Below are 13,973 nucleotides of genomic sequence, written 5' to 3'. Positions count from 1 at the left end.
GAGCGAGCTTGCTCGCGAAGCTCGTCAACGATAACGCGGGTATCCTGATTAAAAGCGGCGCCCTTGAGTTTTTCGCGAGCAAGCTCGCTCCTACAGTTATCGAAGCCAGCCCTCAGCGGCTGGTTTTTTTATTTGGCACGATCTTGCGCAGCATCTGGCGTGCCTTGCCGGTCAGGCGCTTCAATTTCGATTCTTTCTCAGGCTCTGCCAGGCCTTGCTGGCGAAGCCAATCCTTCCAGCGAATGCGCTCGTCGCGCACCAGCCAACCTTCCTGCTGGGCGAAGCTTTCCGCCAGGTATAGACCGCGGGTGCTGGCGGGGTAGAGCTGGTCTTTCTTGACGGTGTAGAGCTCGGCGAGCGGTTGGCCGTCTTTCAGTGGCATCAGGTACAGGTCCGGGCGCTGGCGGTCCAGGCGTGCCACCAGTTGGTCGCCTTCAAGCCGCTCATCTACATGGAACAGGCTCAGGGATTTGGCTTCCTTCGGCACTTCCAGGCGCAAGTCATAAATCAGTTGCAGCGACGCGGTCGGCACATGCACATAGGCCCGCGGGCGCTCGATCAGTTGGGTGGTTGCGCAACGTACCGGGCGTGCGGCCCCTGACAAAGGGCTCAAGCGAAACGGCAAGGCTTCACGGTAATGCAGCGCGGCGGAGTAGGGGGCAGGCAACCAGGTGTCGTTGAAGCGCCCGCCGAGCCAGCCTTCCGGGGTCTCCAACAGGCATTCCTCGGCAATCTCCTGGATGGCGGTGTGCAGCGGCAGGTTCAGTTCATGGGCGGGCACGTAGCCGGAGATCAGCTTGAGCACCACATCGCCACGGTCCTGGCGACGCTGGCGCACCAACACCCAGTAATCCTTGTTTTGCCAGTGCAGGGTCAGGCGCACCGATACGCCGAGGTTGGCCAGTTCCAGGGCGAAGCGTTCGGCATCCGGCACCTCTACCGGCTTGCGCCGTTGCAGGGTCTGGGCGAAGTTGAGCGGCATACCCACGCCCTGGTAGATCAGGCCTTCGGGGGTGGCTTCGACGTGCAGGGGCAGTGTCTTGAAGTTGCTGGGGTTTTTTCTTATGAGCGTTCGCGGCATGTCGGCTCCTTCTTGCGACGGGGTCGGCCGCGTCGGCGGCATCAGAGTTGACGAATGACCTTGGCAGCGGTCGCCACGTTATGGGCCAGGTGCAGCGGATTGATGGTCCCGACAATAGCACTGGCGACGCCCGTTTGCGCAAACAACAGCATGAAACTGGCGTGTATTGGATCCATTCCCGGTTCCAGGCAGACGTGGCCGCTGGCCAGCGCCTTTTTGACCAGGATGCCCTTGCCATGGGCCGCCGCATACTCAATGACGGCTTTTTCCGCCTGTTCGTTCAGATTGTAGGTGACCATCGCGCAATCACCTTGTTCCAGAGCCTTCACGCCACCTTCGACGGTTTTGCCGGAGAAACCGAAACCGCGAATCTTGCCCTCTTGTTTCAGCTGCGCGAGGGTCTGGTACACCTCACAGTCGTTGAGGATGTGCAGGTCGTTGCCATCGGAGTGCACCAGCACCAGATCGATAAAATCCGTTTCAAGTCGTTTCAAGCTGCGTTCGATCGACATCCGTGTATGGGCAGCGCTGAAATCATGGCGGGACAGGCCTTCTTCGAACTCTTCGCCGACCTTGCTGACAATCACCCAGTCCTGGCGCTGGCCGCGCAGCAGTGGCCCCAGGCGTTCTTCGCTACGCCCGTAGGCGGGTGCGGTATCGATCAGGTTGATGCCCAGCTGGCGGGCCTGGCGCAGCAACATCCGTGCTTCGTCGTCATCGGGAATGGTGAAGCCGCTGGGATACTTCACACCCTGGTCGCGGCCCAGCTTGACGGTGCCGAGGCCGAGCGGCGACACCAGCAGGCCGGTGCTGCCCAAGGGGCGGTGCAGGTCGTGCAGGGTCGGCAGGCTCATGGCAACAGTTGCTCCCAGGCTGGTACGCCGATGGCGGGTTTTGGCAGGTCGGGCAAAGGCTCCGATGCGCTTGGGCGGATGCCGTCGCGTTCGAGGCTGTTGATCACGCGATCGGCGAAATCCGGCGCCAGCGCCAGCTTGGTCGGCCAGCCCACCAGCAGACGGCCCTCTTCGGCGACGAAGGCGTTGTCAGGCCGGCTCAGGCCCGATTGCAGGGGTTCTGCGCGATCGACCCGTAGCGTGGCCCAGTGGGTCTGGCTCATATCGATCCAGGGCAGCAGGTGCGCCAACTCTTTCCGGGCGGTGGCGATCTGTTCTTCGGGTGTGCGTGCCACGCCGTCGGCCTCGGCAATGTCGCCGCCCATGTACCACACCCAATTGCCATCGGCAGCCGGGTGCGTGGTGACAGTGATGCGCGGTTTGGTACCGCCGCCCAGGCAGTGGGCGTACAGCGGCTTCAGGCCTGGGCCCTTGGCGATGATCATATGCAGCGGGCGTTTCTGCATGGCCGGCTGGCTCAGGCCCAGGGCGGCGAGCAGTTCGGCGGTACCGCCACCGGCGCTCAGGACGATGCGCTGGGCGCGGATTTCGCGGCCATCGACGTTCAAGCCCACCAAGGTGTCGCCTTCGTAAAGGGGGGCGATATGCTGCCCGGCGAGCAAGCCGTCACCGGCCAGTTGCGCCAGGCGTTCGATCACGCTGGGTACGTCCACCACCAGTTCGGCCAGGCGATAGACCTTGCCCTTGAAGCCACGGTCTTGCAGGGCTGGCGGCAGGTCGTCGCCCTTGACCTGATCGACACGGCCGCGCACGGCTTTGCTGGCAAAAAAGCTGGTGAGGTTGCCGGCGATCGTGCCTGGGGACCACAGGTAATGGGCTTGCGAGAGCACACGCACGCCGGACAGGTCCAGCTCGCCGTCACCGGCCAGGGCTTCACGCCAGCGGCGCGGCATATCGGCAATCGCTTCGGAGGCGCCGGTGAGGGCGCCGTGCAGGGCGTATTTGGCACCGCCGTGGATAATCCCCTGGGATTTCACGCTTTGCCCGCCACCTAATGTGGCGTTTTCCACCAGCACCGTGGAAAACCCCTGGCGGCGTAGGCGCGCATTCAGCCAGAGGCCGGCAACTCCGGCGCCGACAATCAGGACGTCGGTGGAAATAGGCATGCGCGCGAGACCTCGTGGATAGAAAAGGGCGTGCAGTATAGCGCGCAGCGACAAGTTATCGGCTGCAAGCGGCAAGTTAGAAGCGATTCGCGGCGCTCTTTCTTGCCGCTTGTCGCTCGCAACTTACTGCTGCTTTTAATGCCCTGCAGTTTTCGAGAACAGCTGGATGACCACCACGCCCAGCACAATCAGGCCCATCCCCAGCATCGCCGGCACATCGAGCTTCTGCCCATAGATAAACAGCGCGGCAATGCTCACCATCACGATGCCCATCCCGGCCCATACCGCATAGGCCACGCCGACGGGCACGGTACGCACCACCAGGGTCAGCATCCAGAACGCCACGCCGTAGCCGACGATCACCAGCAACAGCGGGATGGGAGTACTCCAGCCCTTGATGGCTTTCATGGAAACGGTAGCGATCACTTCCGAGCAGATGGCAATAGCCAGGTAGCAGTAGGCGGCGTTCATGGGTGAGTCCTCGGTGTAAAGCAATCTGATAAGGCCGGCATTCTAGAGTTTTATCAGATGGGGTAAAGTCATTACCTATCCGAAATTAAGATGGGTTGTGGGGTGAGCATGCAATGGAACCTGGAGCAGATGCGTTTGTTTGTCAGCGTCGCCGAGCAGCGTTCGTTTTCAGCGGTGGCGCGCGGGCAGCGCAAGGCGCAATCGGCAGTCAGCAACGCGATTGCGATGCTGGAGACCGACCTTGGCGTGAGCCTGTTCGAGCGTAGCAGCGGCCGCCAGCCCAGCCTCACCGAAGCCGGCAGTGTGTTGCTGGAGGAGGCCCGCGAAGTGCTGCGCCAATGTGAGCGCCTCAATGGCCGGGCACTGTCACTGACCCGCGGTGAAGAAGCCTGCCTGCGCCTGGCCCAGGATGAAGCGATGTTGTTCCAGCCGGTACTCGACAGCCTTGAGGCATTGGCGGGGCGATACCCGTTGCTGGAAGTACAACTGTCCAGCGCCGCCCAGGGCGATGTGGCGCGCAAGTTGGTGGAGCGCCAGGCCGACCTGGGCCTGCTGTTCTATCACGACCAGATCCCCGAAGCCTTGGAGCGGCGGGTGGTAGGCAGCGTGGAGATGGTCACGGTGTGCGGCGTGAACCACCCGTTGGCCAAGGAGCCCTACGTGACGTGCCAGCACCTGGCCCAGTTTCGCCAGTTGTTGATGTCGACCCAGACCAGTGTCTACCCCGGCAGCGAAGCGGCCAGCCCGCTGGTGTGGCGTGCCGACAGTTTCTACGTACTGGCCGAATGGCTGATGAGCGGCCTGGGCTGGGCGTGGCTGCCACGGCATATCGTGCAATACCCGACCTATCAGCAGCAGATGGTGGAATTGGACAGCGAATGGACGCCACCGGCCCTGGTGGTGGAGCTGGTCTGGCGGCGCGACGAGCACCTGGGCCCCGCCGCGCGCTTTCTCGCCAAACGTTTTGCCGAGTGCTTGCAGGCGATCGACTGAAAAAGCCGATAAACTCCGACGCCATGAATAGAACTCTCTACAGCTGTCTGTTTTACCTGGCGCTGCCGTTGGTGGCCTTACGTCTCTGGTTGCGTGCACGCAAGGCGCCGGCCTATGCCCGGCGCGTCGGCGAGCGGTTTTCCTATGGCTTGCCGGCGATGCAGCCGGGCGGGATCTGGGTGCATGCGGTGTCGGTGGGCGAAAGCATTGCCGCGGCGCCGATGATCCGCGGCTTGTTGGCGCGTTATCCACAGCTGCCGGTCACCGTCACCTGCATGACGCCCACCGGTTCCGAGCGCATCCAGGCGTTGTTCGCCAACGAGCCGCGCATCCAGCATTGCTACCTGCCTTACGATTTGCCCTGTGCAGCCAAGCGTTTTCTCGATCGTGTACAGCCCCGGCTGGCGGTGATCATGGAGACCGAGTTGTGGCCCAACCATATCCACGCCTGCGCCCGGCGCGGTATTCCGGTGGCCTTGGCCAATGCGCGGCTGTCGGCGCGTTCGGCCAAGGGCTATGCGCGTTTTGCCAGGCTGACGGCGCCGATGCTATCGGAAATGAGCCTGTTCGCGGTACAGACCGAGACTGAGGCCCAGCGTTTCCTAAGCCTGGGCGCACGCCCGGAAACCGTCGAAGTCACCGGCTCGATCAAGTTCGACCTGACCATCGACCCCGAGCTGCCGCTGCGTGCCGCCGTCCTGCGCGAGCAATGGGGCGCCGCTGAGCGCCCGGTGTGGATCGCTGCCAGTACCCACGAAGGCGAAGATGACGTGGTGCTGGCGGCCCACCGGCAACTGCTCGAGAGCTATCCCAACGCGCTGCTGATCCTGGTGCCGCGTCATCAGGAGCGCTTCGGCCCGATGTTCGAGTTGTGTGCGCAACAAGGGTTTGCCACGGTGCGTCGCTCCAGCGGCGAGCCGGTGACCGCGCAAACCTCGGTACTGCTCGGCGATACCATGGGCGAGCTGTTGTTTCTCTATGCCCTGGCCGACAGCGCCTTTGTCGGCGGCAGCCTGGTCGCGACCGGCGGGCACAACCCGCTGGAACCGGCGGCGCTGGCCAAGCCGGTGATCATGGGCCCCCATGTGTTCAACTTCCTCGAAATCACCGCGATGATGCGCGAAGCGGGGGCGTTGCGAGAGGTGGAGGACGCAGAAGGGCTGGCCGAGGCCGTACGCCAGCTGTTCGAACTGCCGCAGGATGCACGCCGCATGGCGCAGGCGGGGCTCAAGGTGATGCAGGCTAATCAGGGGGCGCTTAAGCGCTTGCTGGATGGTTTGGATAGACTGATAGCTCACTGACTTAACACCGTTACCAATGTGGGAGGGTGTAGAACCCTCCCACATTGGTTTTGTGGTGTGCTCAGTAGCCCGGGCGGGCCTTGAGCTGCTCGGCGGCGGCCTTGGCCAGGTCCGGCGGCAGGAAGTCGCGATCCGGGTTGTAGTCGGCCTTGAGGTAGCGCGTCAGGTCCTGCAGGTCCCCTGGGTTCAAGGTGCCCGCCGCCTGTTTCAAGCGCAGGTTGTCGAGGATGTAGTCGTAGCGGCTGTTGTTGTAGTTGCGCACCGACGCGTAGAGCTGGCGCTGTGAGTCCAGCACGTCGACGATATTGCGCGTACCCACCTGGTAACCGATTTCCGTGGCTTCCACTGCGCTCTGGTTGGAGATGATCGACTGGCGGCGCGCCTGGACCTGTTCCACATCGGTGTTTACTGCGCGGTGCAGGTTGCGCGTGTTTTCCACCACCTGGCGACGCAGGCCTTCGCGTTGCTGCTCGGTCTGGCCCAGGCGCGAATACGACTCCCGCACCTGCGAGCTGGTCAGGCCGCCGCTGTAGATCGGGATGTTCAGGCGCAGGCCGATGGTGCGCTGCTCCACATCGCCACGGTACGGCGTGCCGAAGGCATTCGGGTTGCTGAAGCCAAGGGCGTCGTTGTCACCTTTTTCATACTGTGCGACGGCGTCCAGGGTCGGCGCGTGGCCGGCCTTGCGCTGCTTGAGGGTTTCTTCGGCGGCCGTGACGGCGTAGTTGCTGGCCAGCAGGTTCAGGTTCTGGCGACCGGCGGTCTCGACCCAGGCCTTGGCGTCGTTGGGCAGCGGTGGCAACACCGGCAGCGTGTGGACAATGCCCTGGATCGAGTTGTACTGGCGGTTGGTCAGGGTAATCAGCGCTTCAAAGGCATCGTCCACCTGGCGCTGGGCCAGGATCCGGTTGGCCCGTGCAGTGTCATAGCTGGCCTGGGATTGCAGCACATCGGTCTTGTCCGACAGGCCCACGTCGAAGCGCTCGTTGGATTGATCCAGCTGGTGCTTGAAGGCATTTTCCTCGGCCTTGGTCGAGGCCAGGTTGTCCTGGGCGCGCAGCACGGCGAAGTAGCTCTCGGCGCTTTGCAGGATCAGGTTCTGTTCGGTGGCCGAGAGTTGCAGCGCCGCCTGTTCGTTGGTGGCTTCGGCGGCTTGCAGTTGGAACCAGCGATCGGCGCGGAACAGCGGCTGGCTCAGGGTCGCGCGCCAGGAGTGGGCGTCGCGGTTGGCCGTGGCGGCGGGTGTGTCGATCTGGGTGCGCACGTTATTGATGTCGGCACCGCCCGACAGGTTCGGCAGCAACCCCGCGCGGGCCTGGGGCACGACTTCTTTCTGCGCGCCGTATTGGGCGCGGGCGGCAGCGAGGTCGGCGTTGTTATCCACCGCTTCCTGATAGACGCTGACCAGGTCAGTTTTGGCGGACAAGGGCGCTTCAGCTGCCCAGACCATTCCGTTGGTCGCACAAGACACGGCGAGAGCCAGTGAGAGTTTGCGCAGCATGAGGCGATCCCTAGTGTGAATATTACGGCGATAATTTAACGCCCAAGGCTAAGACGGGCCATTCCTGGCGTCAAGCATTGTGGCGGCAATCGAGTGTAGTGGCGCTGACTCGGCGCAACAATCCCGCAATCACGCCATTCATCACGCTGAATGCACCGCTATTGGCAATTTGCCCACGGCATGGTCTAGACTGGCCGAGTTCTTGTCGGGGTGCCTTGTTGGAAGGCTGAGATCGGTAAATACCGGATCCCGTTGAACCTGATCAGGTTAACGCCTGCGTAGGGAACAAGATTTCTCGTCCCCCGGCGAGTCCTCTTGTGCTTCGTCCGGGATGTTGTTCGACCTTCGAACAACCCTCGTGCACCAAGCACAGCACTGGTTTCAGTGCATCCGTCCGTCACAGGTTCGCTCCGACAAAAAATCCACCGCCTGGATAGTTGGAGAGCCCGTGATGAGCACAGAAATAAAAAGTACAAAACTGAAAAACACCGTGCATTTGAGTGAATCGGCCAAGGTCGACTCCGGCTCCGTGCAGCCGTTTACCCGCTCGCAAAAAATCTACGTGCAGGGCACTCGCCCGGACATTCGCGTACCCATGCGCGAAGTCAGCCTGGACGTGACCCCCACCGACTTCGGCGGCGAAATCAATGCGCCCGTGGTGGTCTACGACACCTCCGGCCCGTACACCGACCCGAATGTGATCATCGATGTGCGCAAAGGCCTGGGCGATGTGCGCTCGCCGTGGATCGAAGCGCGTGGCGACACCGAGCGCCTGTCGGGCTTGAGTTCGCACTTTGGCCAACAGCGCCTGAGCGACGCGGAGCTGACTGCGCTGCGTTTCGCCCACGTGAAAAACCCGCGCCGCGCCAAGGCCGGGGCCAACGTCACGCAGATGCACTACGCGCGCAAAGGCATCATTACTGCGGAGATGGAATACGTCGCCATCCGCGAAAACATGAAGCTGGAAGAGGCCCGTGCCAGTGGCCTGCTCGACCAGCAACACGCCGGCCACAGCTTCGGCGCCAGCGTGCCGAAAATCATCACCCCTGAATTCGTGCGTGAAGAAATCGCCCGTGGCCGCGCAATCATCCCGGCCAACATCAACCACACCGAACTGGAACCGATGATCATCGGCCGTAACTTCCTGGTGAAGATCAACGGCAACATCGGCAACAGCGCCCTGGGTTCGTCCATCGAAGAAGAAGTGGCGAAACTCACCTGGGGCATTCGCTGGGGCTCGGACACCGTGATGGACCTGTCCACCGGCAAGCACATCCACGAAACCCGTGAGTGGATCATCCGCAACTCGCCGGTGCCGATCGGTACCGTGCCGATCTACCAGGCCCTGGAAAAAGTCGGCGGCGCGGCCGAAGACCTGACCTGGGAGCTGTTCCGCGACACCCTGATCGAACAGGCCGAGCAGGGCGTCGATTACTTCACCATCCATGCGGGCGTGCTGCTGCGCTACGTGCCGCTGACCGCCAAGCGCGTCACCGGCATCGTGTCCCGTGGCGGTTCGATCATGGCCAAGTGGTGCCTGGCGCACCACAAAGAGAACTTCACCTACACGCATTTCGACGAAATCTGCGAAATCATGAAGGCCTATGACGTCAGCTTCTCCCTCGGCGACGGCCTGCGCCCAGGCTCGATTGCCGACGCCAACGACGCCGCGCAGTTCGGCGAACTGGAAACCCTTGGCGAGCTGACCAAGATCGCCTGGAAGCACGACGTGCAAACCATGATCGAAGGCCCCGGCCACGTGCCGATGCAGTTGATCAAGGAGAACATGGACAAGCAGCTCGAATGCTGCGACGAAGCGCCGTTCTACACCCTCGGCCCACTGACCACTGACATCGCGCCGGGCTATGACCACATCACCTCCGGCATCGGTGCGGCGATGATCGGCTGGTTCGGTTGCGCCATGCTCTGCTACGTCACGCCCAAGGAACACCTGGGCCTGCCGAACAAGGATGACGTGAAGACCGGGATCATCACCTACAAGATCGCCGCCCATGCGGCGGACTTGGCCAAGGGGCATCCGGGCGCGCAGATCCGCGATAACGCCTTGAGCAAGGCACGCTTCGAGTTCCGCTGGGAAGACCAGTTCAACCTCGGCCTGGACCCGGACACCGCGCGTTCGTACCACGACGAAACCCTGCCGAAGGACTCGGCCAAGGTCGCGCACTTCTGCTCCATGTGCGGGCCGAAGTTCTGCTCGATGAAAATCACCCAGGAAGTGCGCGAGTACGCGGCCAACCAGCGCATTGACGCGGTGGATGTGGACGTGGCCAAGGGCTTGGCGGAGCAGGCGGAGCGGTTCAAGCAGGAAGGCAGTCAGTTGTACAAGAAAGTTTAAGCGGCAAGCGGCAAGCGGCAAGCTACAAGTTAAAAGCTGAATCTGCTTTTTCTTGCGGCTTGCGGCTCGTAACCATGTTCTCTTGAGACTTCTGATTTGAACACTTATTCCCCTGACATCGCGGTCACCTCCGACAAGCGTGTCTTCGGCGCCCGCGACCTGTTCTCCCTGTGGTTTTCCCTTGGCATCGGCCTGATGGTCCTGCAGACCGGTGCCTTGCTCGCGCCGGGCCTGGGCTTGTCCGGTTCCTTGCTGGCGATTTTCCTCGGCACCCTGGTCGGCGTGCTGTTGCTGGCTGCCGTCGGTGTGATCGGCAGCGACACCGGGCTGTCCGCCATGGCCACCCTCAAGCTCAGCCTCGGGGCCAAAGGTGCGAGCCTGCCGGCGTTGCTGAACCTGTTGCAACTGATTGGCTGGGGCTCGTTCGAGATCATTGTGATGCGCGATGCCGCCAGCCTGTTGGGCGCACGCACGTTCAGCGACGGCAGCCTGTTGGCCAGCCCGTTGCTGTGGACACTGTTCTTCGGTGGTTTGGCGACCTTGCTGGCGGTCAGCGGGCCATTGACGTTCGTACGCCAGATCCTGCGCAAATGGGGGATCTGGCTGCTGCTGGCGGCCTGCCTGTGGCTGACCTGGAACCTGTTCGCCAAGGCTGACCTCGGCGCACTCCGGGCTCGGGCCGGTGACGGTTCGATGCCCTTTGCCGTCGGCTTTGATATCGCCATCGCCATGCCGCTGTCGTGGTTGCCGCTGATTGCCGATTACTCACGCTTCGGCAAGCGCGCCAAGAGTGTGTTTGGCGGCACGGCGCTGGGCTTCTTTATCGGCAATTTCTGGCTGATGAGCCTGGGCGTGGCCTACACCCTGGCGTTTGCGCCCAGTGGTGAAGTGAATGCGCTGTTGCTGGCGCTGGCCGGGGCTGGCCTGGGGATTCCGCTGTTGCTGATCCTGTTGGACGAGTCGGAAAACGCCTTTGCCGATATTCACTCGGCGGCGGTGTCCAGTGGGATGCTGTTGCGCGTGAAGGTCGAGCACCTGGCCCTGGCCATTGGTGTGATCTGCACCCTGATCGCCTGTTTTGCCCCGTTGGCGCAATACCAGAACTTCCTGTTGCTGATCGGCTCAGTGTTTGCGCCGTTGTTCGGCGTGGTGCTGGTGGATCATTTCATCCTGCGCCGTCGTGCTCATGGCACGTTCGCCAGCCTGCGTTGGCCGGCACTGGTGGCCTGGCTGGGTGGCATCGGCACGTATCATCTGTTGGCCAACCTGTACCCGGACATCGGGGCAACCCTGCCGGCGCTGGTGCTGGCAGGGTTGTTGCAGTTCATCCTGGGACGGGCCTTCAGCGGCGCGCGGGCACCAGCTCAGGCTTGAGGATGCCTTCCAGGCGCGAGTAGGGGATCTGCAACTCGACATGGCCCAGGGCGTACGGCGCGATGGTGCTGGTGGGGTACTTGAGGATCACGCCCCCGTAGGTCAGCGCCACGTTCGGGGTTTTCTGGAACGGGTAGGTTTTCACGAACTCCGGTTCCAGGCTCAGGCGGGTGCTGATCAGCCAGCTGTTGTGGGCCACCTGGGCGGCTTTCCAGAACGCGTCTTCCTTGCCTGGCAGCAGCATATCGCTCAGCCACAGGGCCTTTTGCTGCTGACGCGAATAGTTGATGAACGCGCGGCCAGGCTCGCCGTGGGTGGCGCCCTGGTCCAGGTAGCTGGACAGCTCGATGATTACCAAACCGTCATGCTGCTCCCGTACCTTGGCCTGCAAGTACATGCTGTTGCGTGGGGCGGCGGTGCCGAGGAATTGCTCGCGATAGGACTCCAGGCTCGACGGCAGCGGGTCGCCCGCGTTGGTACGGGTCATTTCCAGCAGGCGTTGTTCGATCAAGGCATCCAGCTTGGGTTCCTTGGCAAAGTGCACGGTGTCGATATTCACCAGCGGGCAATCGCTGGCGGCGCAGCCCGGCTTGCTCTGCTCGCTGGCGTCGCGGGTGGCTTCCAGCGGTGTGCGATAGCTGGGTTGGAACAGGCTTTGGCAGGCGCCGAGGGTCAGGGCGATGCAGGCCACGGAGGCGATTTTTAAAAGCGACATGGATGTCCTTCGTCTATCGATAAGAGCGAAATTGTGCAGCTTCGACTACCAGCAAGGCAGTCAGTTCGCCACTAAGCTGATTGAGCGTGAGTTTGACCTCCTCCGTCTGGCCCGGCAACCGCAAAGGGGCTGCACCAAGGGGCACGAGCGCGTTAGGATGGCGCGAATTGCACCGGACATGATGAGGAAGGGTATGACAGACATTGCGAAATCGACGCCGAGCACGATCGAGATTGTTCAGCGCGACAATGCCTACAAGGGCTTCTACCAGCTCGATCGCGTGCAATTGCGCCACGAAAAATTCGCTGGCGGCATGAGCCGAGTGATCAATCGCGAAGTCTTCGTCCGTCACGACGCCGTGTGTGTTCTGCCCTACGATCCGCAGCGTGATGAAGTGGTGCTCAACGAGCAGTTTCGCGTGGGTGCCATGGGCCGTACCGACAATCCATGGTTGATCGAGATGGTCGCCGGCCTGATCGACAGGGATGAGCAGCCGGAGGAGGTTGCACACCGCGAGGCCGAGGAGGAAGCTGGGCTGACGTTCTCCGCACTGTGGCCGATCACCAAGTATTTCCCGTCGCCCGGTGGCAGTACCGAATTTGTCCACTTGTACCTGGGTCGCTGCGACAGCTCGGGGGCCGGTGGTGTCCATGGACTGGAAGAAGAGGCAGAAGACATCCGCGTCACGGTCTGGGCTTTTGAAGACGCCCTGCAAGCCGTGCGCGACGGCAGGATTTCCAACGCAGCCAGCATTATCGCCCTGCAATGGCTTGCGCTTAATCGCGCGGAAGTGAGGGGGTTATGGCAGTAAAGGCACGGGAACGTTATCGAGTCGACCTGATCGGGCTGCAAGCCGCCTGCGAGGCCAACTATGCGCGGCTGATGCGTCTGTTGCCCGACATGCGCCACACCCCGGAGGCGCGCCGCATCGGCGTGACCCATGGCGACCAGATGCTGGGCGTGCTGGCCCTGGAAGTCATCGTCAATTGCCCGTACACCACCACCCTGCGGGTGCGCCAGGAACACAGCCTGCCGTGGCTGCCGGTGCCGCAGCTGGAAGTGCAGGTGTACCACGATGCGCGGATGGCCGAAGTGATCAGCGCCGAACATGCGCGGCGCTTTCGCAGCATTTATCCTTACCCGAATGTGTTCATGCACCAGCCCGATGAGAAAGCACAGCTCAATGTGTTCCTCGGTGAATGGTTGAGCCACTGCCTGGCCCTGGGCCACGAGTTCGAAGTCGTGCGGTAGATGTGAACTGCGTCTGCTTCCTGGGTTTCCTCTTTGCGTCCTGCCCCAGCATAATCGCTCCAACTCTATATTCCTGTGATTGCCTTGGGAGAGCGCCTTGCCGAGCGTATCCACCTTGAACCCCGATGCTGCGCTGCTGGTGCAGCTGTCCGACAGCCACCTGTTTGCCGAGGCCGACAGCCTGCTGTTGGGCATGAACACCCGTGAGAGCCTGCAGCGGGTGATTGGATTGGTGCGCCAGCAACAGCCGCACATCGACCTGGTAGTGGCCACGGGGGACTTGTCCCAGGACGGTACGCTGGCGTCTTACCAGGCATTTCGTGACCTGACTCAGCAGATCAAGGCCCCGGCGCGCTGGATTCCCGGTAATCACGACGAACCGCAGATTATGGTGCACGCCGCCGCGCACAGTGACCTGCTGGAGCCCGTAGTGGACGTCGGCAACTGGCGTATCACCCTGCTCGACTCCGCCGTGCCGGGCTCGGTGCCGGGCTACCTGCAGGATTCGCAGCTGCAATTGCTGGCTCAAGCCTTGAGCGAAGCCCCGAACCGCCATCATCTGGTGTGTTTCCACCATCACCCGGTGCCCATCGGCTGTGCGTGGATGGAACCTATCGGCTTGCGCAACCCCGATGCGTTGTTTGCCGTGCTGGACCGTTTTCCGCAGGTGAGGGCAGTGCTCTGGGGCCACGTGCACCAGGAGATCGACCGCGAGCGCAACGGCGTGCGCCTGCTGGCTTCGCCGTCCACCTGCATCCAGTTCGCGCCGGGCAGCGAGGATTTCAAGGTCAGCGAGCAAGCGCCGGGTTATCGTTGGTTGCGCCTGTATGCCGACGGACGGTTGGAGACCGGGGTGGAGCGGGTCGAAGGCTTCGCCTTCCAGGTGGACTACGGCAGTGACGGCTATTGA

At 62.4% G+C, this 13,973-nt stretch carries 13 protein-coding genes and 1 riboswitch; of the genes, 7 read left to right on the top strand and 6 right to left on the bottom strand.

Features of this window, described 5'->3' with window-relative positions; translation table 11 throughout:
* Window positions 1–112 precede the first annotated feature (112 nt).
* From BFP99_RS03330 to BFP99_RS03315, 4 genes are all read right to left on the bottom strand, one after another.
* The gene (locus BFP99_RS03330) at window positions 113–1,081 is read right to left on the bottom strand and encodes a metal ABC transporter ATPase (RefSeq protein WP_065925649.1); all 969 of its coding nucleotides are present in this window, start codon (window positions 1,079–1,081) and stop codon (window positions 113–115) included.
* A gap of 41 nt (window positions 1,082–1,122) precedes the next feature.
* Window positions 1,123–1,935: an aldo/keto reductase gene (locus BFP99_RS03325; protein ID WP_065946617.1), complete on the bottom strand. Its 813-nt coding sequence runs from the start codon at window positions 1,933–1,935 to the stop codon at window positions 1,123–1,125.
* Complete coding sequence (locus BFP99_RS03320) at window positions 1,932–3,101, bottom strand: NAD(P)/FAD-dependent oxidoreductase (protein ID WP_065925647.1); 1,170 nt, start codon at window positions 3,099–3,101, stop codon at window positions 1,932–1,934. The genes BFP99_RS03325 and BFP99_RS03320 overlap by 4 nt, the downstream gene beginning before the upstream one ends.
* A 135-nt stretch (window positions 3,102–3,236) precedes the next feature.
* Complete coding sequence (locus tag BFP99_RS03315; RefSeq protein WP_027604927.1) at window positions 3,237–3,572, bottom strand: DMT family transporter; 336 nt, start codon at window positions 3,570–3,572, stop codon at window positions 3,237–3,239.
* Window positions 3,573–3,674: 102 nt separating this feature from the next.
* Here BFP99_RS03315 and BFP99_RS03310 point away from each other — a divergent pair, with 102 nt between their 5' ends.
* Complete coding sequence (locus BFP99_RS03310) at window positions 3,675–4,565, top strand: LysR family transcriptional regulator (RefSeq protein ID WP_065925646.1); 891 nt, start codon at window positions 3,675–3,677, stop codon at window positions 4,563–4,565.
* A gap of 23 nt (window positions 4,566–4,588) precedes the next feature.
* A complete protein-coding gene (waaA, locus tag BFP99_RS03305; protein ID WP_065925645.1) occupies window positions 4,589–5,866 on the top strand; it encodes a lipid IV(A) 3-deoxy-D-manno-octulosonic acid transferase in 1,278 nt (425 codons plus the stop codon).
* Between the two features lie 61 nt (window positions 5,867–5,927).
* Here the strand turns inward: waaA and BFP99_RS03300 are convergent, their stop codons facing one another.
* Entirely contained in the window at window positions 5,928–7,367 is a 1,440-nt protein-coding gene (locus tag BFP99_RS03300; protein WP_065946616.1) for a TolC family outer membrane protein, read from the bottom strand.
* A 196-nt stretch (window positions 7,368–7,563) separates the two neighbouring features.
* A riboswitch (TPP riboswitch) is annotated at window positions 7,564–7,669 on the top strand.
* A 149-nt stretch (window positions 7,670–7,818) separates the two neighbouring features.
* Between BFP99_RS03300 and thiC the strand changes: the two genes are divergently transcribed.
* Both thiC and cytX read left to right on the top strand, forming a co-directional pair.
* A complete protein-coding gene (gene thiC, locus BFP99_RS03295; RefSeq protein ID WP_065925644.1) occupies window positions 7,819–9,723 on the top strand; it encodes a phosphomethylpyrimidine synthase ThiC in 1,905 nt (634 codons plus the stop codon).
* Between the two features lie 96 nt (window positions 9,724–9,819).
* Complete coding sequence (cytX, locus tag BFP99_RS03290; RefSeq protein ID WP_065946615.1) at window positions 9,820–11,097, top strand: putative hydroxymethylpyrimidine transporter CytX; 1,278 nt, start codon at window positions 9,820–9,822, stop codon at window positions 11,095–11,097.
* Here the strand turns inward: cytX and BFP99_RS03285 are convergent.
* Window positions 11,066–11,812 carry an RsiV family protein gene (locus tag BFP99_RS03285; protein ID WP_027604921.1) on the bottom strand — a complete coding sequence of 249 codons (747 nt, stop codon included), beginning with the start codon at window positions 11,810–11,812 and terminating at the stop codon, window positions 11,066–11,068. The two genes, cytX and BFP99_RS03285, sit on opposite strands and share 32 nt — an antisense overlap.
* Before the next feature lie 193 nt (window positions 11,813–12,005).
* Between BFP99_RS03285 and BFP99_RS03280 the strand changes: the two genes are divergently transcribed.
* The 3 genes from BFP99_RS03280 (at window position 12,006) to cpdA (ending at window position 13,973) form a co-directional block, all read left to right on the top strand.
* Window positions 12,006–12,623, top strand: a complete 618-nt coding sequence (locus tag BFP99_RS03280) for an NUDIX domain-containing protein (RefSeq protein WP_027604920.1) — start codon at window positions 12,006–12,008, stop codon at window positions 12,621–12,623.
* On the top strand, window positions 12,614–13,063 hold the full coding sequence (locus BFP99_RS03275; RefSeq protein WP_017526444.1) for a DUF1249 domain-containing protein: 450 nt from the start codon (window positions 12,614–12,616) through the stop codon (window positions 13,061–13,063). Before BFP99_RS03280 ends, BFP99_RS03275 begins: the two co-directional genes overlap by 10 nt.
* A 97-nt stretch (window positions 13,064–13,160) precedes the next feature.
* On the top strand, window positions 13,161–13,973 hold the full coding sequence (gene cpdA / locus BFP99_RS03270; RefSeq protein ID WP_065925642.1) for a 3',5'-cyclic-AMP phosphodiesterase: 813 nt from the start codon (window positions 13,161–13,163) through the stop codon (window positions 13,971–13,973).

The sequence above is a fragment of the Pseudomonas sp. 1 R 17 genome (assembly GCF_900067035.1).
Classification (GTDB): Bacteria; Pseudomonadota; Gammaproteobacteria; order Pseudomonadales; family Pseudomonadaceae; genus Aquipseudomonas; species Aquipseudomonas marginalis.
Note: the sequence above shows the minus strand (reverse complement) of the source record. Positions and strands in the feature narration are given on the sequence as shown.